Annotated in this window: 19 protein-coding genes; 9 read left to right on the top strand and 10 right to left on the bottom strand. The window is 35.1% G+C overall.

From position 1 onward, the window contains the following. Window positions 1-51 precede the first annotated feature (51 nt). Complete coding sequence (locus K4L44_01415; GenBank protein ID QZE14558.1) at window positions 52-909, top strand: NmrA family NAD(P)-binding protein; 858 nt, start codon at window positions 52-54, stop codon at window positions 907-909. 572 nt (window positions 910-1,481) lie between these two features. Here K4L44_01415 and K4L44_01410 read toward each other — a convergent pair. Continuing rightward, window positions 1,482-2,318, bottom strand: coding sequence for an SEC-C domain-containing protein (locus K4L44_01410; GenBank protein ID QZE14557.1), 837 nt, complete (start codon window positions 2,316-2,318; stop codon window positions 1,482-1,484). Window positions 2,319-2,338: 20 nt separating this feature from the next. Continuing rightward, the gene (gene alaS, locus K4L44_01405) at window positions 2,339-4,960 is read right to left on the bottom strand and encodes an alanine--tRNA ligase (GenBank protein ID QZE14556.1); all 2,622 of its coding nucleotides are present in this window, start codon (window positions 4,958-4,960) and stop codon (window positions 2,339-2,341) included. A gap of 192 nt (window positions 4,961-5,152) precedes the next feature. Here alaS and K4L44_01400 point away from each other — a divergent pair, with 192 nt between their 5' ends. From K4L44_01400 to K4L44_01385, 4 genes are all read left to right on the top strand, one after another. After that, a complete protein-coding gene (locus K4L44_01400; protein QZE14555.1) occupies window positions 5,153-6,124 on the top strand; it encodes a M23 family metallopeptidase in 972 nt (323 codons plus the stop codon). Window positions 6,125-6,214: 90 nt separating this feature from the next. Next, a complete protein-coding gene (locus K4L44_01395; GenBank protein ID QZE14554.1) occupies window positions 6,215-6,577 on the top strand; it encodes a MerR family transcriptional regulator in 363 nt (120 codons plus the stop codon). After that, window positions 6,552-7,661, top strand: a complete 1,110-nt coding sequence (locus K4L44_01390) for a Nif3-like dinuclear metal center hexameric protein (protein ID QZE14553.1) — start codon at window positions 6,552-6,554, stop codon at window positions 7,659-7,661. Before K4L44_01395 ends, K4L44_01390 begins: the two co-directional genes overlap by 26 nt. Before the next feature lie 118 nt (window positions 7,662-7,779). Further along, entirely contained in the window at window positions 7,780-8,568 is a 789-nt protein-coding gene (locus tag K4L44_01385; GenBank protein QZE14552.1) for a hypothetical protein, read from the top strand. Between the two features lie 59 nt (window positions 8,569-8,627). Here K4L44_01385 and K4L44_01380 read toward each other — a convergent pair whose 3' ends face one another. The 5 genes from K4L44_01380 to tsaD form a co-directional block, all read right to left on the bottom strand. Further along, window positions 8,628-9,440: an esterase family protein gene (locus K4L44_01380; protein ID QZE14551.1), complete on the bottom strand. Its 813-nt coding sequence runs from the start codon at window positions 9,438-9,440 to the stop codon at window positions 8,628-8,630. A gap of 72 nt (window positions 9,441-9,512) precedes the next feature. Further along, complete coding sequence (locus K4L44_01375; protein QZE14550.1) at window positions 9,513-9,851, bottom strand: heavy-metal-associated domain-containing protein; 339 nt, start codon at window positions 9,849-9,851, stop codon at window positions 9,513-9,515. A 21-nt stretch (window positions 9,852-9,872) separates the two neighbouring features. Then, window positions 9,873-12,104, bottom strand: coding sequence for a TonB-dependent receptor (locus K4L44_01370; GenBank protein QZE14549.1), 2,232 nt, complete (start codon window positions 12,102-12,104; stop codon window positions 9,873-9,875). 95 nt (window positions 12,105-12,199) lie between these two features. Beyond that, entirely contained in the window at window positions 12,200-12,724 is a 525-nt protein-coding gene (locus K4L44_01365; GenBank protein QZE14548.1) for a hypothetical protein, read from the bottom strand. 151 nt (window positions 12,725-12,875) lie between these two features. Continuing rightward, window positions 12,876-13,907 carry a tRNA (adenosine(37)-N6)-threonylcarbamoyltransferase complex transferase subunit TsaD gene (gene tsaD, locus K4L44_01360; GenBank protein ID QZE14547.1) on the bottom strand — a complete coding sequence of 344 codons (1,032 nt, stop codon included), beginning with the start codon at window positions 13,905-13,907 and terminating at the stop codon, window positions 12,876-12,878. Window positions 13,908-14,093: 186 nt separating this feature from the next. On the opposite strand from tsaD, the gene K4L44_01355 reads away from it, so the two are divergent. The 4 genes from K4L44_01355 (at window position 14,094) to K4L44_01340 (ending at window position 20,735) form a co-directional block, all read left to right on the top strand. Beyond that, window positions 14,094-18,533 carry a translocation/assembly module TamB domain-containing protein gene (locus K4L44_01355; GenBank protein QZE14546.1) on the top strand — a complete coding sequence of 1,480 codons (4,440 nt, stop codon included), beginning with the start codon at window positions 14,094-14,096 and terminating at the stop codon, window positions 18,531-18,533. Window positions 18,534-18,661: 128 nt separating this feature from the next. Beyond that, on the top strand, window positions 18,662-19,366 hold the full coding sequence (locus tag K4L44_01350) for a MotA/TolQ/ExbB proton channel family protein (protein QZE14545.1): 705 nt from the start codon (window positions 18,662-18,664) through the stop codon (window positions 19,364-19,366). A gap of 6 nt (window positions 19,367-19,372) precedes the next feature. Further along, window positions 19,373-19,801, top strand: a complete 429-nt coding sequence (locus K4L44_01345; GenBank protein QZE14544.1) for a biopolymer transporter ExbD — start codon at window positions 19,373-19,375, stop codon at window positions 19,799-19,801. 19 nt (window positions 19,802-19,820) lie between these two features. After that, window positions 19,821-20,735 (top strand): hypothetical protein, encoded by a 915-nt coding sequence (locus K4L44_01340; GenBank protein QZE14543.1) that lies wholly within the window; start codon window positions 19,821-19,823, stop codon window positions 20,733-20,735. Window positions 20,736-20,838: 103 nt separating this feature from the next. Here K4L44_01340 and K4L44_01335 read toward each other — a convergent pair whose 3' ends face one another. The 3 genes from K4L44_01335 to K4L44_01325 are packed head-to-tail and all read right to left on the bottom strand — an operon-like array spanning window position 20,839 to window position 24,419. Continuing rightward, a complete protein-coding gene (locus K4L44_01335; protein QZE14542.1) occupies window positions 20,839-21,357 on the bottom strand; it encodes a biotin/lipoyl-binding protein in 519 nt (172 codons plus the stop codon). A gap of 2 nt (window positions 21,358-21,359) precedes the next feature. Further along, the gene (locus K4L44_01330; protein QZE14541.1) at window positions 21,360-22,856 is read right to left on the bottom strand and encodes an ATP-grasp domain-containing protein; all 1,497 of its coding nucleotides are present in this window, start codon (window positions 22,854-22,856) and stop codon (window positions 21,360-21,362) included. 15 nt (window positions 22,857-22,871) lie between these two features. Then, the gene (locus tag K4L44_01325; GenBank protein ID QZE14540.1) at window positions 22,872-24,419 is read right to left on the bottom strand and encodes an acyl-CoA carboxylase subunit beta; all 1,548 of its coding nucleotides are present in this window, start codon (window positions 24,417-24,419) and stop codon (window positions 22,872-22,874) included. Window positions 24,420-24,871 lie beyond the last annotated feature (452 nt).

Raw genomic sequence — 24,871 nt, 5'->3', positions numbered from 1 at the left:
TTCATTGAAAAATCACTATATTAAAGAGTAGTCACAACTAAGAAATATCTTGTGAAAGAAAATATATTAATAACAGCCAGCACAGGGTTTTTCGGAAGGCATTTCCTTTCGTATGTAAACCAAATATCCTCTAATGATTCTAATTTCATCGCTGGAGTACGACGTCCTAAAAATGTACAAGAAGATGAAGTGGTTCGTTGTTTTCAAACACGTCCATTCGATTTCTTTAATACTAGTACTTTTGATAAAGCACTTGATGGAATCCAAAAACTGATCTTAGTTAGACCTCCTGCGCTAAAAAACACGAAAAAGTATATCCTTCCTCTGATTAAAATTGCAAAGGAAAAAGGAATTAAACACATCACATTTCTCTCTGTAACCAATGTAGAGAAAAGCAAGATGATTCCTCATCTTAGCGTGGAAAAATATATTATGGAATCGGGAATCCCATACACGATCATTCGTTCAGGTTTCTTTATGCAGAATATCACGAGATTAAATCAGAATGAAATAATCAAAAACCATACCCTTAGTATGTCTGCGGGCAGCGGAAAAGTGAATTTTACAGATATCCGAGATGTTATAGAGATTGCTCATAGCTCTCTTTCTAATAATAAGTTCGAGAACAAAGAGTTGGAGATTACTGGAGATAAAGCCTATAGCTTTTTCGACGTATCAGAGATGATCTCAAAGCAGATGGGACAAAAAATTACTTATACTAAGCCTTCCGCAATCAAATTTATAAGAGACAAAGTAAAGGAGAAGTTCTCTATACAACTTATTATACAAATGAGTGCTGTGTGCAACCGTATTAAGCAAGGAAAAGCGGAATTTACTTCGGAGGATTTCTCACATTATATGTCTAAAGACTCAAGGACATTACAACATTTTATTGAGGAATCGTTCTAATCTCTTCTTTCAATATCATAATTCTATAGGGCTATCTCACTCGGTGTGAGATAGCCTTTTTTTGTTTCTAGCAAAGTACAACAGCTATACTGCCTAAATTTAGACCAATATGTATGAGTGTTTCATAAGCTTACTTATAGACGAAACACAAAGAATGACCAATCACTCCTACAAAAAATAATACAATCTATTATAGCATATCACAACACAGTGTCAATAGAGTAATCCGGTCGTAAATAGACCTAGTTTGTTCCGTATATTATTTACATATTCCCTACATCTTCGTTACCCTTTGGTTACCCCTAGAGTAACCAAAGGGTAACTAAAGGGTAACTAAAGGGTAACCAAAGGGTAACGAAGATACGGTTCATCCCTATCTCAATCATTCTGTAGACCACTACTTTTCATCTAAAATAAACAAATAAATAGGTACGGACAAATAAATAAAAACATTCCAACCTACAGAACAATGAAAACCACCTTCTCCCCTACAACATATTATACAAGGGATAAAAAACAAGAAAGGTGTTCTCTAACAGAGAACACCTTCTACAATAGTTATTTGAATATACTTAATTTCTTAAGCAGCATTTTTTATATTTTTTCCCTGAACCACAAGGACAAGGATCATTTCTACCAACATTAGCTAGGTCCATTAAAGTAGGGGCTTCTTGTTCGTCGAACATTGCTTCAAGCCCTTTGTAATGAGTTTGCCAATCTGTTCTCATCAGATAGAAACACTGAGGTCTTCCACTCTTTTCGAACAGAGAAAGAGCATAACGATACTCTTCTGCTGTATGAAACGCTTCACTCCCCTGCTTATGATTCTCTCCATGTTTGTTTGCAAGATCTTGAATAAGATCTTTCGCCCAATCATATCCCTTCTCTGCAAGCATAACCGAAAATAGCGATTTACGATCGATATTGCATTTCAAAAGTTCCTTAACTTTCTCTTTTTGGCTCTCTGTGGTGATAAAAAAGACAGACTCATAAAGGTACATGTAAGGAGGCTTCGGATCATCAAGTTTCACTGCTTTTGCGATAGAATCTAAAAATAGATCAACTGCTTCAGGATACTTTTCACAAGCAGCTCCCACAAGAAAGAGTAACTGCTCATTCAACATATCCCAATCAGGAATAGCTTCGGTCGAAAATAGCTTTGCAATCCACTCAACAAGCTCCATCGTAAGATGTTTCTCCGCGACAATAGCATACCATAAAGCAGCATGATATGTTTGAGTATCACTATTTCCAAGTATCACATCCTCATTATAAGCTTTCTTAATACGCTCAATAATTACAGATTCGATCTCGTTATTTAGTTCCATCTCACAAAGAAACTGAATTGCTTCATAAGGGATACCATATCTTTGTGAATCTAATATTTCAAATGCACTTTTCTTATCCATCTTCTTTTAAGTTAAATAAGTTATTTACAGACAATAGCGACTGCATCTTGAACCGCTTCTGCAAGTCCATCTACATTCTTTCCTCCAGCTGTTGCGAAGAATGGTTGACCACCACCTCCACCTTGGATTTTTTTAGCTACCTCACGAATAATTTGTCCTGCATGTAACCCTTTTTCCTTCACAAGGTTTTCAGAAATCATCACAGTTAAGTTTGGTTTTCCACCTAGGTTTGCACCAACAATAAAACATAAATTCTCGATCTCACCTTTTAATTGGAAAGCAATATCTTTTAATGCACCGGCAGAATCTACAGAGACAACTCCTTCGACAAGATTCATTCCATTCACCTCTTTCATGGAAGCTACAAGATCTTTCTTCACTTGCTGTGCCACCTCTTTTTGGAATGCCTCAACAATTTTAGCAGATGCAGCATTCTCTTTCAATAAATTTTGAATAGCAGCAGTAATATCTTTTGGATTGTTCAGAATAGCCTTAACCTCTTTCATTAAATTTGCCTGATCCTGATGATACGCTTCCGCTTTTTTGGCAGTGATAGCTTCAATACGGCGTACCCCAGCAGAGATAGAAGATTCAGAAACAATCACAAAAGATCCAATTTGACCTGTTGCTTTTGCATGAGTACCTCCACAAAGTTCAAGACTATCTCCAAACTTAATTACACGAACATGATCTCCATATTTCTCTCCAAAAAGAGCAATAGCACCCATCTCTTCAGCCTCACTCATTGGGATAGAACGAAACTCTTCTTGATTATAGTTTGCACGAATGATTTGGTTTGCGACCTCTTGCACTTGGATTAACTCCTCTTCTGTCACTTTCTGAAAGTGAGAAAAGTCAAAACGAAGATTGTCTGCTGTAACCAATGAACCTTTTTGTTCTACATGCGATCCCAACACTTGTCTAAGAGCATAATCTAGAATATGAGTAGCAGTATGATTGTTTGTAATATCCAAACGTTTATCCACATCTACAACTCCTAGAAACTCTGCATCTACATTCTCAGGCAATGTCTCAAGGATATGAACAGTCAAGTTATTCTCTTTTTTAGTATCCACAACAGAGTACTTATTTCCTGCTGCTTCGATATACCCCATATCTCCAACCTGTCCTCCCGATTCTCCATAGAAAGGAGTCACATCAAATACCACTTGGAAGAATGACTTCTTCTTCTGTTTTACTTGTCGATATCTTAATATATTTAATGTAGTACTAGTAGTATCATAACCCACAAACTTAGAATCCATCTCGTCACGAACAAAAGTCCAATCAGAAAGCTCTTGTGCAGCAGCATTACGAGAACGACTCTTTTGTACCTCCATAGCTTGGTTAAAACCTTCAATATCTACTTCCATATTGTGCTCGCGAGCGATCAACTCAGTCAAATCTAGAGGGAAACCATAAGTGTCATATAGTTCAAAAGCAACAGTGCCTTCTACCTTCTTATTTCCACTCTTCTCCGATTCAACCATGATACGCTCTAAAAGACGAATACCAGTATCAAGAGTTCTAAGGAATGAATCTTCCTCCTCTTTTGTAACTTTAACAATAAGCTCTTTCTGCAGTACAATTTCAGGGAATGCCTCTCCCATCACTTCTGTAAGCACATCTACCAATTCAAACATAAATGCACGACGGAAACCGAGAAAAGTGTAGCCATAACGCACAGCACGACGTAAGATTCTACGAATTACATAACCTGCTTTATTGTTGGATGGTAGTTGGGCGTCTGCAATAGCAAAAGTAACAGTACGAATATGATCACTGATCACTCTCATCGCAATATCCACCTTCAGGTCTTCATTATATTTCTTTCCAGAAAGTTGCTCTAGTTTACCAATAAGAGGAGTAAATAGATCGGTATCATAATTAGATTGTTTTCCTTGTAGTACCATACAAAGACGTTCGAATCCCATTCCTGTATCGACATGCGTTTTAGGAAGCGGTTCCAAAGATCCATCCGCTTTACGATTAAACTGCATAAAGACAAGGTTCCATATCTCAATTACCTGAGGATGATCTTGGTTCACTAAAGTTAAACCATCCACTGCTTGTCGGTCTTCATCAGAACGGATATCAATATGAACTTCTGAACAAGGACCACAAGGACCTGTCTCACCCATCTCCCAAAAATTATCTTTTTTATTTCCGTTGATAATACGAGAAACAGGGAGGTGTTTTTTCCAGATATCATACGCACCTTGATCAAAAGGTACTTGATCCTCTTTTGCCCCTTCGAACACAGTTACATATAGACGATCTTCAGAAACACCTAATTTTTCCACCAACAGTTCCCATGCCCAATTAATCGCATCTTCTTTGAAGTAATCGCCAAAAGACCAATTACCCAACATTTCGAACATCGTGTGGTGATAAGTATCGTGTCCGACCTCTTCTAAATCATTATGTTTTCCTGAAACACGTAAACATTTTTGGGTGTCGGTGACTCTTGAAGATTTGGCGGCGGAATTACCAAGAAAGATGTCTTTAAACTGATTCATCCCCGCATTGGTAAACATCAACGTAGGATCATTTTTTACAACCATCGGAGCAGATGGTACGATTTCATGCCCTTTTGAAGCAAAAAAATCTAAAAAGGTTTGCCTAATCTCTTTTGAATTCACGATACTGTATTTTTTATTATAATTAATTTTTATCTTCAATAATATTCCATTTACATGGAATGAAACGCAACGAAGAATATTTTTTTATTACATTTGTCCGTTAGTCAACAATAAGGAATATTCTTCAATGCTTGCAAATTTAGATTATTTCAGTAAAATTACTCAATAGAATACGATAAAAATCATTCGTTCATGGCCAATGATAATTATAGGTTTAACCCGGAAACACTAAGTTACGACAAAGTAGAAGTTAATTTTAAGGAGAAATTCAAAAAAACACTCTACTTCTTAGGTACTAGTTTTCTCTTTGCATTGATCATCTCTTTCGTGACCACAAAAGTTTTCGAAACAGGAAAAGAACGTGATTTAATTCAAAGGAATGACAAGCTTAAAAATAAGTTTGTTCTGATGAATAAAGACATGAAACAGATGTCTGAGATCCTAAATGACATTCAATATAGGGACAATAACATATACCGTGTTATCTTCGAGGCAGACCCAATACCATCAAAACTCAAAGAGTCAAATTTTGACGACATCAATAAATTTGCTGAGTTGTCAAATATAAATGACGAAGATTTGATGAAAGAGACATCTCTTAAAATTAACACTCTTTTCAAGCAGTTATACATTCAATCTAAGAGCTATAATAAGGTGTTAGATATGGCTTTAAACAAGGAAAAGATGTTGACATGTATTCCTTCGATACAACCAATTTCAAACAAAGACCTTAAAAGAGCTGCTTCTGGATGGGGAATGCGAGTGGATCCAATTTATAAGATTCCTAAATTTCACTATGGAATGGACTTCTCTGCTCCGATAGGAACAGAGATATTTGCGACAGGGAATGGAGTGGTGAAGAGAGTCATTCGAAGTAAGGTAGGATATGGCCTTCACATTCTTGTCGACCATGAATATGGCTACGAGACTCTTTACGCACACATGAGTAAGTTCAATGTAAAAAAGGGACAACGTGTACACCGTGGAGATGTAATCGGATATGTAGGAAGCACAGGTAAATCTACTGGTCCTCACCTTCACTATGAGGTACACAAAAACAAGAGAGCTGTAAACCCTCAAAACTACTATTTCCAAGACCTTACAGCAGAGGAATATGAGAAGATGATTGAGTACTCTACCAATATGGGACAGTCATTTGACTAATAATATTTCCTAATATTCTTGTAGTTTACTGTACTTTGATTTGTATCTTTAGAATACTATTTCAGTGAATAATTATTGATTTTCACCTTTATGAAAGACCTCAAAACATACTACACGATTGGTGAAGTGGCACTGATGTTTGATGTCAATGTATCTCTAATTCGATATTGGTCAAACACTTTTAAACAAATTAAGCCTCATAAAAATAAGAAAGGCAATAGACTCTTTACCACAAAAGATATAGAAAATTTTAAATTGATCTATCATTTGGTCAAAGAAAAAGGACTTACATTAAAAGGGGCACAAATCAAGTTAAAAGAGACAGAGGAGACGGAAAATCCTACCGCACATATAATAACAAAACTCCTCGACATCAGAAAACAATTGATTCAACTCAAGGATCAAATGGATAAAAAAGAGAAAGTACATGATCAAAACACAACACATAATTGAGGTATTAGAGGTATTAGCCCCTCTTAATCTTCAAGAGTCATATGACAATGCAGGCCTTATCGTTGGAGATCCTGAAATGGAAGCAACTGGCGTATTACTTACTTTAGACGTGACGGAAGAGATTATTGATGAAGCTATAGATAATGGGTTCAATGTTATTATTGCACATCACCCTATTATTTTTTCTGGACTGAAAAAGATTAATGGAAAGAATATGGTGGAAAGATGTGTAATGAAAGCAATTAAAAACAACATTGCATTATATGCCTCTCATACCAATATGGATTCTGTTTTTGGTGGAGTAAATAGTAAGATTGCGGATAAGATTGGACTTCAAAACCAAGAGATTTTACGACCAAATTACAGCAAGATATTAAAATTCACAACATTCATCCCTAGAACCCATATCAAAGAGGTTACGAATGCTCTTACAGAAAATGGATTTGGTCATATTGGTCAATACGATTGTTGTAGTTTTACCACGGAAGGGATAGGACAATTTCGCCCTCTAAAAGGAGCAAATCCATATATAGGAACAGAAAATAAAATTGAATCAGTAGAAAAAATTCGATTTGAATGTTTGGTTAGACAAAGTGAGTTAACCCATTTTATTAACACTCTGAAGGAGTCACACCCTTATGAAGAGGTGGCATACGATTTAGTTGAAACTCAACGAAAAGAGACAACTTCTGGATTAGGAATGGTAGGAACACTAAGTGAACCAATGGACACGAATGAATTTTTACAACTTCTAAATAAGACATTTGATATTCCAGTAATTAAACACTCTCATGTTTGTAAGTCTAAAATTGAGAAAGTAGCAGTTTGTGGTGGTTCAGGTGTCGGATTTTTAAACGATGCGATACGACACAATGCGGATATCTTTATTACGGGAGATGTAAAGTATCATGACTTTTTTAATGCCGAGAATAAGATTATAATTGCTGATATTGGTCATTTTGAAAGCGAACAGTTTACTAAAGAGGTTTTTTATGAAATACTTACAAAAAAATTCCCTAACTTTGCAGTTCGAATGTCAAGTATATCTTCAAATGCAATAAATTACTTTATTGGAGAAAAGTAACATAGTAACATTCATTAAAAATTTAAGTTAGAAAAATTTTTATCAAGACATTGACTCTCTGCAATCATTACAATACTTGTAGCGGAGTATATGGTCGGACAATATAAATAATTTAGAGATGAATCTGCAAAATACAAGATCCGGAGAAATGGAAATTACGGTTGAAGAAAAACTTAAAGCACTTTACGAACTTCAGTCTGTAGTTTCTGAAATTGATAAAATCAAAACACTTCGTGGAGAACTTCCTCTTGAAGTACAAGATTTAGAAGACGAATTAGCAGGTCTTGAGACTCGTATCGCTAAATATAAGGAAGAGGTTAAGAGCATTGACACTTCTGTAACAAACAAGAAGAACTCAATCAAAGAGTCACAAGAGTTGATTAAAAAATACACGGAGCAACAAAATAATGTTCGCAACAACCGTGAATTCGACTCATTGTCTAAAGAGATAGAGTTTCAAACATTGGAAATTGAGTTAGCTGAGAAAAGAATCAAAGAGTTTAGTGCGGAAGCAAAAATCAAGTCACAGCAGATAAAAGAAGCTAAGGTGAGATTTGATGACCGTGGTATTGATCTTAAGAATAAGAAAAAAGAGCTAGAAGATATCTCTGCTGAAACAGCTGTTGAAGAAGATCTTCTTGCAAATAAAGCATCTAAGATAGAAGAACCTATCGAAGAGCGTCTACTTACTGCGTTTAAACGTATCCGATCAAATGCACGTAACGGGTTGGCTGTAGTTACAGTTCAGCGTGATGCATGTGGTGGTTGTTTTAACAAAATCCCACCTCAAAGACATTTGGATATCGCATCTCGTAAAAAAATTATTGTTTGTGAGTATTGTGGACGTATCTTAGTTGATAAAGATATTATGACTTCACTTGAAGACTTAGTAATAGCAGAAGATTAATTTTTTCACTATATAAGAAAAGAGAGAGCGATAACAGTTTGTTATCGCTCTCTCTTTTTTTATTGATTAAAATAGTTGTTCATAAAGATAAGGTGATATTTAATAGAGTTACACCAATATTTCCAATTGTGTCTTCCTGGCCTTACAGCGAAGTCATGAGGAATATTATAATAATCTAGTTTTTCGTGTAACTTTACATTCATCGGATAGAAGAAATCATCCTTACCACAATCGAAAGTGATCTTTAATGAGCTCTTTGTCAAAAGATATACTTGTGAAAGAACCGTATTTTTCGCCCAAACCTCATGGTTTGAAGCATAAGAACCAAGACGTTTTGCGATGTCCCAATTTAATGGGAATGGAGTAAAGTCGACCCCTCCACTCATACTTCCTACAGCTCCCCATATATCTTGATGACGAAAAGCCAAATATAAAGCACCATGTCCACCCATACTTAGTCCAGTAATGGCACGTCCTTTTACATTGTCAATAGTACTATAATGACTATCAATATAAGATACCAAATCTTTTGTAATATAAGACTCATACTGCATCTTCTTGTCGACAGGGCTATCGAAATACCAACTAGTTCTAGCACCATCAGGACAAACAATAATCATCTTATATCGATCAACATAGTTCTTTAGTTCTGGACATTTCGTAATCCATCCAGTATAATCATCGGTCGCACCATGCAGTAGATACAGTACAGGATACTCTTTTTTGGAAGTGTAATTTTCGGGTAGTATTACAAGGTTAGGAACCTCTTTTTTCATCTTTTTAGAGCGAACTTGGATGGTATCGACTCTTGCAGCCATTACTGCAAAGACATGAAAGTACAATACTGCTAATAGTGTGATCTTCAGGTTCATTGTTATTAGTGTTTTATAAAAAAAGTTTCTACAAATCTGTAGAAACTTTTTTATAGATACTAGTAAACTTTGTTATTTTTTATGACTGCAACAGTCCTTCGTTTTCGTCTCTTTTTCTTGTTTTTTAACATCCGCTTCATATCCTAATTTCTCGATAGCAAGCTCTAATTTTTTGATGTCCGTTTTATCTGTTCGAAAAGTGACTTTCACCTCTTTAGTAGGGATAGACACCTCCACATTTTTGACGCCCTTCTCATAAGGTATATTCTTCAAAATTGTTTTTTTACAGTGGTCACAATCAATAGAACAGATATAAGTTACATCTGCAATTTTCTTATCTTTTTTAGCAAAAGAAGGAGACAAACTGATAAGAAGTAAAAAGATAGGCAATAATAATTTTAGTGTTTTCATCGTGCAAAAAGTTATATTAGATTAATAATCAAAAGCATACTTAATTCCAAAATAGAACATTCGACCATAGATAGGTCCCCACACTTGAGCAGCATCAAAATCTTTAGAAGAGAATGGATCATTCGCAGCAATGATTGGGTTATCTTGTGTATAATTTGTTAAGTTCTCTCCACCAACATAGAAACTCCATGCTCTATAATTCTTTGTTACTTGAGCCATTAGAACAGTGTAGGCAGGCGATTCACTTGGTTGTTGATACACAGGATCTCTTCCTTCTGAAGTAGGAAGTTGTTGTGCACCATTAAACTGAGCAGTAAGGTCAAATTGCCATTTACGCATATTTGTGCTATATGAAGCAGATACCAAACCTTTGTATTTAGCCATCATTGGAACCTCTTTCAAACCAACCTCTTTAAAAGTCATCTCTACATCATTGACACGGAATGCTGTAGTTAATTCGAAACGTTCAAAAGGTTCATACCGTGCCTCTATTTGGAAACTATTGGAGAAGCTTGAACCATCCAACGAATATAGATACAAATCATAAGGAGATTGATTTAAATCAACGACCATCTGATTCTTAAACTCTGTACGATAAAAATCGAGAGATAAAGTCAGAGGTTTATCCCAAAGATGCCAATTATTGATTAAGCTTGCCCCAAAATTCCAAGCCTCTTCTTGAATAGGATCAGCTTGATCAAAATGCCATACTTTAGCAGAAGCAAGATATCTACTATTTTCTGCTATCGCTTGAGGTGTACGATATCCTTTTCCTGCCGATAGTCTAATGGTTGAAGAGGAATTAAAGGCCCATCGCAAATGAAGTCTTGGGGTCCAATAACTACCATGTAAACTACTATGATCATATCGAGCACCAGCCAAGAATGTAATATCATCTGTTGGTGCGTAAGTATATTCTAAGTAAGCTCCAATTACCTCCTCATCAAACCCGACATCCTGTAAACTATTATCATTTGAAAATTGTACTTGGTTTTTATTCTGATCATTCACATAGTTAGCTCCTACTGTATAATTATGATTTTCATTAAATAGATATGACTGAAAAACGACAGAGCCATAGATATTGCTCTGATCGATATCGTAATATTGATGTCCATAAAAAGAATCTCTTGTATAATAATCATACTTCGCAACAAGTCCCAAGCTGGTATTTTTACGGTCGAATATAAACCCTAACTTTGAGTATACATTCATTTTTTGTGACTCAAGCCCAATACCATAAACTTCTTGTTGATCGGGTTCTAACAAATGGTCATAATTAACTTGTCCCCCATTTCTAGTCTCTTCCATATAACTCAAACCAACCTTCCAGTTTATAAAATCAGACTTATACTTCCATTTATTATAGAAGTTGGATTGTCGGGTCACGGGTCTATCTAAGAAGCCATCCTTGTTATTGTCCATCTCACGATAGGTATCTTCGTAATGGGCAAAGAAAGCGGTACTCCAGTGTTCACTAAGCTTCATTGCGTAATTGGCATTCCATTCCATCTTCCCATCTTGATTACCGTACATATAAAAGGAACCTTTCTCTTCCCCATCTGGCTCTTTTAGTTCGACATTGATCTGACCAGTGATAGATTCAGCACCACTCTTAACAGCGGCAGTTCCTTTTGATATCTGTATAGACTGCATCCATGTCCCCGGTATATATTCCAGTCCATAACTATTTTGAGCACCACGAAGTGCAGGGATATTCTCAACCATCATCTGAGAATACTTACCTGATAGCCCCAACATTTTAATCGTTTTCGCACCTGATACAGCATCAGCAAAAGAGACATCCACAGACGCATTTGTCTCAAAACTCTCTGACAGATTACAACATGCACATTTTGTTAATTCAGCACCAGATACTTTCTGAGATTGGATAGGGTTAACACGAGAAAAACTTGTTGACTTTCTTCTTTTCGAAATAGTTACTCCATCAAGAGTTTCTCCTTGCACCATCTGAACAGTGATATTATTAGGATCATTAGGAGTGACCTCTACTTTGTGATAACCAACATAACTAAACACTAGCATAACATTCTTTACATCAGTATCTAATATAAATTGGCCATTAGCCCCAGTTACAGTACCAATTTGGGTTCCTTTCACCACAACATTAACACCTGGTACTGGAAGTTTTTCTCCATTATCGGCAACTTCAAATACTTTGCCTTTATAACCTTTTGCAAAAGAGACACAACATAGCAATAAGAGCCATGCACTCAAAAACAAACGAAACATATATTTTCTAGTTTAATTGATAAAATAATTATTAATACAACATAACAATGCAGAGAGATTCATTTCATCTCTATACAATATTAACTTTCAACTATTTAACAACTAATACAGGCGTATTTAATGTTCTGTAGTACTACAAACAAGGGCGCAGAATTATCCCTAAATATATCATTTGAAGGGATAAAAAAATCATTATCTTCGAAGTTGGAGACCAAACTATATAGCAGATCTCTAATCATTTCAACTTTAATAGCCACCTTTTGAAAAACTTCAAAAACAGGTGCTTTGATTCTTATTTGAGAGTATGTAATATCAATAACACTATGTTTAAGATACAAGTGTTTATCCATACAATGATTGGACAGGTCTTCCCCAGGAATATGAATGATCCTTTTATGCGCTACACATTGGCATTTATCACTAAGACAAGATGATTGTTCTTGAGAGTCATAAAAGCGAAGGCATTCAGTACTGCTATGCCAATTGGATGGAGAAATTAGTGCAAAATCAGAATGATCGTGTTCATAACAGTGATGAAAGAACATGTTGACTCCTAAAGTACTCATCAGAGAGACAAGCAATAGAAAACAACTTATTATTTTATTCTTTACACTGTTCATCTACGATATATTGTTTAAAGTATTACAAATTTAGAGAAAATTGATTTTATTTCAACTTTTATGTTCATTTTATATCTTATAAAAATAAAAAAGGAGTTTCGTAAACATCATCTTACAAAACTCCCTTCCAAATCAATTTATATTTTTGTAACTACTTGTCAAATGTAACTCTCGAATAAGGAGCGGCATCATGACCGATAAAATCCTTATTTAAGAACTTATAGTAGCCAGTGATCGCGATCATTGCAGCGTTGTCAGTGGTAAAGGAGAAAGGTGGAATAAAAAGGTTCCATCCATATCTCTCTGCATCATTGGTTAAAGCAGCACGAAGGCCCTTGTTAGCCGACACACCTCCAGCAATGGAAACATCATTAATACCAGTGTCTTTTGCTGCTTTTCTAAGCTTATCTAATAAAATATCAATAATTGTTTTTTGAAGAGAGGCACAGATATCATTTCGATTATTTTCAATAAAATCAGGATCCTCTTTCACTCTATCTCTTAGGAAATATAAGAAACTAGTCTTTAGTCCTGAGAAGGAATAATCATACTCTTTTACCCTTGGTTTCGAAAATTTAAAAGCTTCTGGATTTCCCAACGCTGCATACTTATCAACTAGAGGACCACCTGGATAAGGTAAACCCATAACTTTGGCACATTTGTCAAAAGCCTCACCTGCAGCATCATCAATGGTTTGTCCAAGGACTTCCATCGATAAATAGTCATCGACTCTAATAATCTGAGAGTTTCCACCAGAAACTAATAGGCATAGAAAAGGGAAAGTGGGCATCTTCTTATCCCCCACCTCTTCTTGAATAAAATGTGCAAGAACATGTCCCTGAAGATGGTTTACGTCAATCAATGGAACATTTGCGGACAAGGAGAGCCCTTTAGCAAAAGAAGTTCCAACTAATAATGAACCTAATAGACCTGGACCTCTAGTAAATGCTATTGCCGAGAGCTGGTCCACTGTAATACCTGCATTTTTTAAAGCAAGGTCTACCACAGGGATAATATTTTGTTGATGTGCTCTAGAAGCTAACTCTGGAACAACCCCTCCATATAACTCATGACATTTCTGTCCAGCAACTTCATTACTTTGAATCACGCCATTCTTTACTACCGCAGCAGATGTATCGTCACAAGACGATTCAATACCTAAAATTATAATATCCTTTTCCATACTGACTTCTATATTCGACAACAAACGAAAGAAAACCTTATTTCATGCTATTTTTTTTGCATCTTTTTATGAACGTGTGCAAAAAATTACGATTTTTGTTAATGGTATCCCCGTTATGAATTGTTTTCTTTTTAAAAACTCAAAGTTATTAAAAAAATAGGTAAAATAGTACTACTAGTCTTCTTGATGCTAATAATCACTTTATGTGGATGTTACATTGCATTATTAAGTAGTCGTGTTCAAACTCTAATAGTCCAATCGATCACTGATGACCTATCTCAAGAATTAGGTACAGAGATCTCTATTTCAAAAGTGGACATTAGACCACTAAGCTCTCTTGTATTAAAAGATTTTCTAATCAAAGATCAAAAACAGGATACGCTGATCTATGCAAAAGCGTTGGTAGTTAAAATTGATTCTATCGATTTTGCCAAACAACAACTCTATTCAAACAAAATACTTCTTGAATCTACTCTTGTGAATTCGCGTAGATATAAAGATGCTTCAAATTACAACTATCAGTTTTTATTAGATTCATTAAAAAGCAGCGATACGACATCAACTCAATCACCATGGCAATTTAGATTAGATCATGTACGTATTGAAAATGCACAAATAAGGAATAATGATGACAACACAAAAGTTATAGAGGAGGCCTTCGACATTAATCATCTTAATTTTAAAGATATAACCGTTGATCTCGAAACAGAAAAAAAGGATTCCAGTTTATATTTAAAGGTCCATGAACTAAAGCTGAAAGAAGATCATTCAATTAAAATAAGCAAATTTAATATTGATGTTGAATTGACTTCTGAACATATTGCATTTAATCACTTTTCTCTTGAAACAGCTCTTTCTAAGATTGATGCAAGTGATTTTATGATGAAAACAAAAAAAGATACTTCTATTTTGGCTTTGGATAAACATCCTTTTAAATTTAAAATTAACAAATCTTCAATCTCACTAAAGGATATATCTTTCTTTGTTCCTAGCATAAAAGGAATGGACGAAAAGATTCAGTTTTCAGGTAATGTAAAAGGTCCTATTGCGAACCTTAAACTAAAAGATCTAGAGCTTAAACTAAAAGATTATACAAAAGTAAACGGAGATGTTAGTTTTTCTGGACTACCCAACTTTCATAACACATTTATTTTTGCCAAATTAGAGAAAGCATCTTTCGATTTTAGAGAGTTAAATAAGGTCAAACTTCCTATCTCGTTAAAAAATAAGTTTCTAGACCTACCAACAGATATTCACAATAAGAATATTATTACATATTCAGGAGAATTTACGGGATTCCCTTCAGACTTTGTCTGTTTTGGAACAATGAGAGGAATGCTTGGTGAACTTGACACTGATATCGCAATCCGCCCAGACAATAAAGGAAGGATCAATGTCAGCGGTAAATTTAATACCAAAGATTTTCTTATCGGAAGTCTTCTAAATGCAGAAAAAGAGACGAAACTTACTTTAAGGTCCAATATTACTGGTTACTACACAAAGAAAAGTGATTACAATTTGAATATTATCGGTACCATCGATGATATTCAAATTGAAAATTATATTATCCATTCAATCCATCTTAATGGAAATGCATATACAGGAGGATTCAAAGGAGGTGTCACGATTAGAGACCCATTTTTAGATCTAGTTTTTAACGGTAAAGCAGATTACCTGTCTGATATTCCAAGTTATGATTTTGATCTAAGTGTACAAAATTTCATTCCTGCTTATCTTAAGATTGGAGAACCAAGCAGAATTGATACGCTAAACTTTGGACTCAAAGCAAATTTCACAGGAAATAATATTGACAACTTTAGAGGACTCATCAATCTGAATAATTTTAGTATCTCTAATGACACAAAACGTTGCTTTGTAAAAGATGTAAAGCTCACAACAAACAAAAGCAAAGATTGCCGTATATTTAATATTGATAGTGACTTTCTAAATGTAAATATTGAAGGACATTATACATACAAGTCATTGTTTCATTCCATACAGAACATCATTTCATCCAACCTTCCAAGTTTATCAACAGTATCAACCCTTACATCACCCAATGATATCGAAGTGACAGGAAAGATTACTAGCGACAAAGGGCTAATTAATTACTTTATTCCTAATACTGCTGTTAAGTTTCCTATTACAATAGGGGGAAACTTGACAGATTCAATTCACTCTGCTAAATTAAATATTAGCATTCCTGAGTTGTACTATAATAAGAATCTTGTCAAAAAATTTAATATCAATCTTTATGAGAATCAAGGGATTTTAAATGCAAAACTCAGAACTTCCAAAATTACATTGAGTAATAATATCACACTAGATAATTTAGCACTTCACTCTTATGCTAAGAATGATACGATAGCATCACTTTTCTCCTGGAGTAACTCTGACTCCATCACATATTCCGGGAATATTCCCATCGAGACGGTTATTAGTAGAGATAATGAACAAAGAAAAGTACCTATATTCGAATTCTTGATTCGTCCATCTTATATATATGTCTCAGACTATAAGTTCAAAATATCAGATTCAAAAGTAAAATTAGATAGTACTGCTATTGAGATTTCTAATTTCAGTATAGAAAACAACAAACACGTTTTAGCTATCAATGGAAAGGTTTCTCATGACCCATCAGATTCTCTAAACGTTTCATTTAACAATGTATCTATTGGAAAAATGGATAAGGTCTTTGCGTGGGACACGGGACTAAGTGGTATTATCAATGGAGTGCTTACCATGAAAGACTTTTATAAGAATAGAATATTCTTAGGAGATCTAAAGATTAAAGACTTCTCATTTAGTGATAAACCACTGGGAGACATTCTGTTAAAATCAGATTGGAATAGCCTAGAGAAAAAACTATTCTCCCAACTTTTATTACGAAAAGAGGATAAAAACATCCTTGATGCTCATGGAACATTCACCCCATCTACCAATGAGATGGATTACAATGCGATACTAGATAAAGTCCCGTTTGTCAGTCTTATGCCATTCTTAAAGAGCTTTGCTTTCGAAATAGGTGGTGACATCTCTGGTGATGTTAAAGTTCAAGGAAAAATATCCCATCCTTATCTAACAGGAGATGTAATGCTTGACAAAGGGCTGATAGGAATAGACTTTACCAAAACAACCTATAGACTAACCGATACTATCCGATTTGTGCCTGACACCATGTTATTTCAAAATATTATCATTAAAGATTTGGATAACAATGAAGGAAGGTTTGATGGCTATATTAAACATGATTTCTTTTCAAACTTCTTGTTTAACCTAAATATCAATACCGATTACCTTTCTGTTCTAAATACAACCATAGATGACAACGAAGATTTTTATGGAACTGCAAATGCTTCGGGGAATGTCAAACTTACAGGAAATTTCGATGACCTAGTATTAGATGCCAATGTGAAAACTGGTATGGGAACCAATATTAGTATCCCGATGGAAGGTCCGTCCAATGCGGCAGAGAATAGTTTTGTTCGATTTAAGAAACCTGTTAAATTCTACAAAGAACATGTCTCTCTACAGCAAAGTGAAATAGATGAATTCTTCACTTTCAACCTAGATTTAACCATGACACCAGATGCAAAGTTTCGAATTATATTTGACCGTTCTTCCTCAGACTTAATAGAAGGTTCAGGTAGTGGTGATCTAAGAATAATCTACGACAAAGAACAAAACTTAAAAATGTTTGGAAATTACACCATTGCAAAAGGTAATTACAACTTTACACGCCAGGGATTTATCAGTAAACATTTTAAAGTAAAAGAGAATAGTGAGATCTCTTGGGAAGGTGATCCATACAAAGCAAGGCTAGATTTAGAAGCAGTATATTCTACTAAAGCATCACTTTATGAACTTCTTGGCGAAAGTAATAGCTCATCTAGTGATTATACAAAACGTATTAAGGTAGATTGTATTATTAAATTAACCAATGAATTGTCTAATCCAAGAGTTGATTTTGCAATAGAACTACCGACAGCAGACGAAAGAACAAAAGACGAAATAGCACAGTATCTTTCTACGAAAGAAGAGATTACTAGGCAGATGATCTCCATCCTTCTTATTGGTAAATTTACGACTCCTGATTACTTAAAAAGTGGAGATACACAAACGAACAATGCTGATATTATTAGTGCCACAGCCTCCGAGCTTTTATCAAACCAGTTCTCTAGTTGGCTTTCTCAAATTTCTAGTGATTTTGACATTGGATTCAATTATCGTCCAGGGGATAATGTCAGCAATCGTCAAATTGAAGTCGCATTGAGTACCCAGTTACTTAATAATCGTGTTCTTATTAATGGAAATATAGGAAACAATGGTAGTTTGCAATCGAATAATGCGAACGAAATTGTTGGAGAAGTTGAAGTTTATGTAAAGCTTACTCCAAACGGCAAACTACAACTGAAAGTGTACAACAGATCTAACGATGAATTATATGATACCGCACCATACACTCAGGGGCTAGGTATAAGCTTTAAGGAGAACTTTAATAGCTTTGAAGAACTGTTCAAAAGATATAGAGAAAAACGCATAATGCGTCAAGAAAAAAGAGAAAGAAAGAAAATGTTAAAGAAACAAAAGAGAAAAAAACAGGATTCAAACGTTACGGGTGAATAAATTACTAATAAAGAAATTATCTTTAATAAAAGTTCGAAATCAAAATATATTTGTATTATAAAATAATTATTTTGCAAGACCTTTGGTTAACTTTGTATCATAATTTAAAATTGAAATAATTCAAAGACATGCATACCCTATCTATTTTACTTAACACTGCAGCACAAGCAGCGACAGAAACAGCAAAAAATTTAAATACGCAGGTAAGCACTAGTCTTACTCCTGCTGACATTTTCGAAAAGGGTGGAGTAATGATGTATCCACTAGTGATTTTATCAATCATTGCTCTATATATTTTCGGAGAACGTTATTTTGCTATTGCAAGGGCAAGAAAGTTTGACAATAACATGATGAATGAGATCAAACAAAAGATCAAAGCACAAGAATTCAATGATGCACTACTTATTTGTGAAACTTCCAATACTCCTATGGGGCGAATGATTGCAAAAGGAATACGTAGAATGGGACGTCCTTTGAGTGACGTACAGACTGCTATCGAAAATGTAGGAAACCTTGAGATCTCGAAACTAGAAAAAGGACTTCCTGTACTTGCCAGTGTTTCTGGTGGAGCTCCAATGATTGGATTTTTGGGAACAGTAATGGGAATGATTCAAGCCTTTTATGAAATGTCAAGTGCTAAAAATGTAGATATATCAAACCTTGCAGGAGGTATCTATACTGCGATGTCTACAACTGCAGGAGGTCTACTAGTTGGTATCCTTGCTTACTTTGCATATAATATTTTGGTTGCGCGCGTAGACAAAACTGTTGCAATTATGGAGCATACTTCAACAGAATTTATGGATATATTACACGAACCAACAAAAAAATAAACAAGCATGTCGTTAAAAAGAAGAAGCAAAGTTGATGCTACTTTTAGTATGTCATCAATGACTGATATTGTATTCCTTTTGTTGGTGTTTTTCATGATAGCATCTACTATGATAGGGCCACCAAGCCTTAAAATAGCCCTTCCAGAGAGTTCACAAGGAAAAAGTAATAAATCTATATTCACGATATATATCAACAGTAATGTAAAATATAGTTACTCCAACGGAACAGATGATGCAATTAGCTGTAACTTCAGTGACCTTTCTCCTGCATTACAAACAACGTTTCCACAAGGAGAGATTAAGAAAGGACAACCAAGACCAGTAGTCATGTTACAAGCAGAAAAATCAGTTCCAGTAGAGGAAGTAGTGAAAGTTATGAGCTTAGCAAGAGAGTTGAACTATACTCTATTACTTGGCACAACAAATAAAAAATAGGCCTAACAAATGAACTAACATGGTTAATCAAAACGATGATACTAGAATTCATGGTGTAATTTTCTCTATAGTAGGGCATATTATTATTCTACTTCTGTTATACTTTATACCTCTTGAGGGAAGTGATGGAGGTGCTGGAGAAGAATATGTAGTTTTGGTCGATAATAGTGGAGTAGATAGAGTGGCTCAGGCAAGACCTAAACATAAAAATCCTCCTCAAAAGAATGACAAAATTGCAACTGCTTCTCAGGCGCAGGCGCAGAAGAAACAGAAGAAAATAGAGAAGATTCACAAATCTACTCCTGTCCCAAAACAAGGCAAATCCTATAAAAACAAGTCTAATGAAGGGGAAAAGAAGGAGAACCCAAAAGTAAACAACTCGAAAACGACTGATATTAACTCCGTCAAAAAAGCCGAAGAGGAGAAAAAACAAAGAGAAGAAGTCGAGAGGCAACGTGTTGAGAATATCAAACGAAAAATAGAGAAAAGAAAGCAAGATAGCATCCGTAAGGTACAAGAAAAGATCATTCAAAAGCAACAAGCTGAGATGAACCAAATGTTCCAACAAATTACTGAGAATAGCAATCAGCCGACAAAAACAAACGCAACAACGAATAAGTCTGATAGTCAAAAGACAACGACTAAATCCTCAAAACATAGAGGACTTAGTGTAAAGAATAGAGTCTTTATCACTGGTGCTGAAAAGCCTACCTATTTAGGAAGCGAAGCGGGTAAAATTCATCTTCTTTTAACAGTAAACCCTTCAGGTCATGTATCTAAAGTTACTGTTGAAGAGGGTTCAACCACAATCACCAGCCAGAAAACCATCGATAGTGCAATTGCATTTGTCAAGACACTTCGATTTAATACAGCCAGTGATCAATACGATTATGGATACTATGAATTAGTATATAAAAATGGTGGGGTATTCTAATATATTCAAAAAAAGAGAGTAGCATTAAAACACTACTCTCTTTTTGCATTATAATATAAAAAGTGATTTTTATAATTTAACTCTTCATAAAGAAGACTCAAAATTACATGACCTCAATTATCGCCATTTTATGACCAGCAACAACCACCTGTTCTGGTTTAATATTTAGTTCTGTAACTACACCAGAAATTGGAGCAAGAATTTCATTTTGCATCTTCATAGCCTCAAGAGTTAGAATAATCTGTCCAGCTTCGACATTTTGCCCTTTTGCTACAAAAACATCCACAATTTTTCCTGGAATAGGGGCCAGTACCTCTTGTTCTTTCTCATCCTCATCACGAGCTAAAATCTCTTTTCTTCTTTTAGAGATCTCTGTATCGATAACAAAATTATAGCTATTACCATTCACGAGCACAGTACACTTGTTCTTTTTAATAGAGACAATTTGTGCTTTATGCTCTGTACCATCAAGAGTTAAAACGATCTCTTCATTAGAGAAATCAGTACCAATACTTATTTTCTCGCCATTCAAAGATTTCAACTCTCCTAACTCTTCAACAAATTTATATTCGTTTTCACCGCCAACATAGAAGTTATTGGTTCTTCTTTTACGTGTAATCATGATTAAAAGTTTTTTAAGTACTTACTTTGTAACCATGGAGAAGTAAACTTTTGCTCTAAATCTCCTGTTTCAATATCACTCTTATTATTTAAATACAGTTGCATTGCGACGTAAGCAGCAACCATCTCCTCATTGGGTTTCTGAAGATATACTTGATCAACGTCTTTAAGTAAGAACGAAGTAGTATAGCTTCCTTTAACAAAAGAAGGAGTATCTAATACTTTCTTAAAGAATGGTAAAGTTGTTTTGATTCCTTTTATCTTAATATCTTCAAAAATATCTTTTGATATCTCTAAAACCTTATCACGACTTTCTGCAGAAACAATCACTTTAGCCACCATAGAATCAAAATATGGAGGAACTACGATACCATTTTTGTACCCTGTATCCAATCTCAAATTTGGATGCGTAGGAAAATCATATTGCTCAATAATTCCAAAAGCAGGAGCAAAATTAGATTGTACATCTTCAGCATTTAAACGATATTCCACACAAGCACCATTTATCTTGATATCCTCTTGCTTGAAAGAGAGATTTTCTCCTTCAGCGATACGGATCATCTGCTCAATCAAATCCACTCCAGTGATCGCCTCAGTAATAGGGTGCTCCACTTGGATTCTAGTATTCATCTCAAGAAAATAGAAATTCTTCTCGCTATCCACCAAGAACTCAACTGTTCCAGCACTATAATAGTTTGCATATTTAGTGATATTTACAGCTGCTTCCCCCATCTTTGCTCTCAATTGATCATTTAGAGCAGGAGATGGTGCCTCTTCGACAAGCTTTTGGTGCTTACGTTGAATACTACACTCTCTTTCAAAAAGGTGTACTACATTTCCATGCATATCAGCAAGAATCTGGAACTCGATATGATGAGGATCTTCCACATATTTCTCAATAAAAACATCTGAGTTGTTAAAGATACCTTCTGCTTCACGACGGGCCATCTTAAACATCATCTCTAGTTCTTCTGAGTTGCGGGCAACACGCATTCCTTTACCACCACCACCAGCAACGGCTTTAATGATCACAGGGTATCCGATATTATCTGCTAAAACTTTAGCATCTTCTATATTCTCAACAATATCTTTACTTCCCTCAAGAATTGGTACACCAGCGGCTTTAGCCATCTTACGAGCAACCCCTTTGTCCCCCATATCTTCAATCGCTTGAGCGGAAGGGCCAATAAGGATAACACCCTCTTTATCGCATGCTTCAGCTAACTCTCTACTCTCAGACAAGAATCCATAACCTGGATGCACCGAAGAGACACCATTTTCTTTAGCAATCTCAGCTATTTTATCAGGGTTCATGAATATATTTTCATGAGAATGACCTGTGACATCCACCACATGATCCATATGCATTAAATAAACAGCATTTGGCTCATAATGTGTCATTAGACCATAAACTTCTATTCCCATTTTATGAGCAGTATTTGCTATACGAATAGCAATCTCCCCTCTATTGGCGATAAGTATAGATGATATTTTTTTCATACAGTTTGTACTTTTTTAAAGTGGAATGTTACCGTGCTTCTTAGAACTCTTCTCTTCGAATTTATTTTCTAATAGAGAAAATGCCTTAATCAATTTTTCACGAGTAGATTCTGGTAGAATTACCTCATCAATATATCCTTTTTGATCTGCAATATATGGATTGGCAACCTCTTCTTTATACTTAAGAATCAATGAACGACGAAGTGCTTCAGGATCGTCTGAAGCCTCAATCTCTCTACGATTTAATATTTTCACCGCTCCTTCAGGTCCCATCACAGCAATTTCCGCTGTCGGCCATGCAAAATTGAAGTCTCCTCCCATCTTATTACTATTCATCACAATATAAGCACCACCATAGGCTTTACGTAGGATTACAGTAATTTTAGGAACAGATGCTTCTGCAAAAGCGAAAAGAAGTTTTGCTCCATGCTTAATAATTGCAGCATGCTCCTGTTCAATACCAGGTAAGAAACCAGGCACATCTTCCAAGACCAAAATTGGAATATGGAATGCATCACAAAAACGAACAAACCTTGCAGCTTTTCTTGAAGAATCAATATCTAGAGTACCAGCCAAGTGTTTTGGTTGATTTGCAACAATACCAATCACTTGGTTATTCAAACGAGCTAAACCTGTAACGATACTTTGCGCATATCCTTCCGCTGTTTCGAAGAAAGAGCCTTTATCCACCAGACGATTAATAATCTCTATCACATCATAAGGTTTATTTGAATCATCAGGAATAATCTTCGAGATATTTTCCATTCCATCAGGCAAAATATTTGCATTTTTTGCCACTGGAGGATGTTCCACATTATTAGAAGGTAGATAACTTAACAGTTTTCGAACCCCTAATAAAGTATGCTCTTCGTCATCGTATATAAAATCGGCAACACCACTTTTTGTACTATGTACATCAGCACCACCTAATTTTTCACTTGTGGTATCTTCATTAAGCACCTCTTTCACCACATTTGGCCCCGTCACAAACATATAAGCTGTTTTACGAGTCATAAAGATGAAATCCGTTAATGCTGGCGAATATACCGCACCACCTGCTGCAGGACCTAATATAACAGAAATTTGAGGAATTACACCAGAAGACTTTACGTTGTTCATAAAAATCCCAGCATAACCAGCCAAACTAGCAATTCCTTCTTGGATACGAGCACCTCCAGAATCAATCAAACCGATTACAGGGTGTCCCATACGAAGACCAAGGTCTTGCACCTTTTGTATCTTCTCGGCATGGATAGTTCCAAGAGAACCACCTTGATAGTTAAAATCTTGTGCATATACCAAGACATCACGTTGATTTATCTTTCCATATCCACAAATCACGCCATCTCCCAATGCTTTAGGGTTATCTCCTTTATAATCTAAAGGCAATGCAAAAGCATCAATCTCAACAAAAGAGTCTTCATCTAACAAAATATCGATACGTTCGATGGCAGTCAATTTCCCTTTGGCATGTTGACGTTCAAAGTAAGCATCATCAAATCTTTCATTAAACCTCTGATCGCGTTCGTTGAATCTCTTGTAATGTATTCTATTATCTTTCATTAAAATATATTTTTTCAGAGTGATGGTTTCAATTTATTATAAATCCTTAACGGGGGGTAGCAACATTAGATGTGAATAGCAGAACGAATGAATAGGGATTCATTCTTATCAATTATTCGAGATGGGGGTAGTAAACAATCTAACATTTTATTCTTTCTTTTCCCAAAGATCTTTCTTAAAGCTAAATGTATCAATGAATACGAACAAATAGATATAGCAGTCTTTGTTATCCTGACAAATTGAATCAAATTTAAGAGTAATCACAATGCGATAAAGTTAATTATTGTTAATTTTATATCAGGAGAATTAAATTACCACATACCACTTCACTTTATATGATTAGATATCAACATATTACAAGTACGATTGTTTTTATCTAAAAATAGAACATTTGAGCATAATGATCAAAAAGTGATTAATTTTAGTAAAACAAAAGCCATAAATAGTAGTTT

This window comes from Prolixibacteraceae bacterium (genome assembly GCA_019720755.1).
In the GTDB taxonomy this organism is placed as follows: Bacteria; Bacteroidota; Bacteroidia; order Bacteroidales; family Prolixibacteraceae; genus Halosquirtibacter; species Halosquirtibacter laminarini.
Note: the sequence above shows the minus strand (reverse complement) of the source record. Positions and strands in the feature narration are given on the sequence as shown.

Coding starts and splice junctions, on each gene's coding strand:
- K4L44_01410 (QZE14557.1), bottom strand. CDS start 2,318: ATGGATAAGAAAAGTGCATTTGAAATATTAGATTCACAAAGATATGGT.
- K4L44_01400 (QZE14555.1), top strand. CDS start 5,153: ATGGCCAATGATAATTATAGGTTTAACCCGGAAACACTAAGTTACGAC.
- K4L44_01395 (QZE14554.1), top strand. CDS start 6,215: ATGAAAGACCTCAAAACATACTACACGATTGGTGAAGTGGCACTGATG.
- K4L44_01390 (QZE14553.1), top strand. CDS start 6,552: ATGATCAAAACACAACACATAATTGAGGTATTAGAGGTATTAGCCCCT.
- K4L44_01385 (QZE14552.1), top strand. CDS start 7,780: ATGAATCTGCAAAATACAAGATCCGGAGAAATGGAAATTACGGTTGAA.
- K4L44_01380 (QZE14551.1), bottom strand. CDS start 9,440: ATGAACCTGAAGATCACACTATTAGCAGTATTGTACTTTCATGTCTTT.
- K4L44_01375 (QZE14550.1), bottom strand. CDS start 9,851: ATGAAAACACTAAAATTATTATTGCCTATCTTTTTACTTCTTATCAGT.
- K4L44_01370 (QZE14549.1), bottom strand. CDS start 12,104: ATGTTTCGTTTGTTTTTGAGTGCATGGCTCTTATTGCTATGTTGTGTC.
- K4L44_01365 (QZE14548.1), bottom strand. CDS start 12,724: ATGAACAGTGTAAAGAATAAAATAATAAGTTGTTTTCTATTGCTTGTC.
- tsaD (QZE14547.1), bottom strand. CDS start 13,907: ATGGAAAAGGATATTATAATTTTAGGTATTGAATCGTCTTGTGACGAT.
- K4L44_01355 (QZE14546.1), top strand. CDS start 14,094: ATGCTAATAATCACTTTATGTGGATGTTACATTGCATTATTAAGTAGT.
- K4L44_01350 (QZE14545.1), top strand. CDS start 18,662: ATGCATACCCTATCTATTTTACTTAACACTGCAGCACAAGCAGCGACA.
- K4L44_01345 (QZE14544.1), top strand. CDS start 19,373: ATGTCGTTAAAAAGAAGAAGCAAAGTTGATGCTACTTTTAGTATGTCA.
- K4L44_01340 (QZE14543.1), top strand. CDS start 19,821: ATGGTTAATCAAAACGATGATACTAGAATTCATGGTGTAATTTTCTCT.
- K4L44_01335 (QZE14542.1), bottom strand. CDS start 21,357: ATGATTACACGTAAAAGAAGAACCAATAACTTCTATGTTGGCGGTGAA.
- K4L44_01330 (QZE14541.1), bottom strand. CDS start 22,856: ATGAAAAAAATATCATCTATACTTATCGCCAATAGAGGGGAGATTGCT.
- K4L44_01325 (QZE14540.1), bottom strand. CDS start 24,419: ATGAAAGATAATAGAATACATTACAAGAGATTCAACGAACGCGATCAG.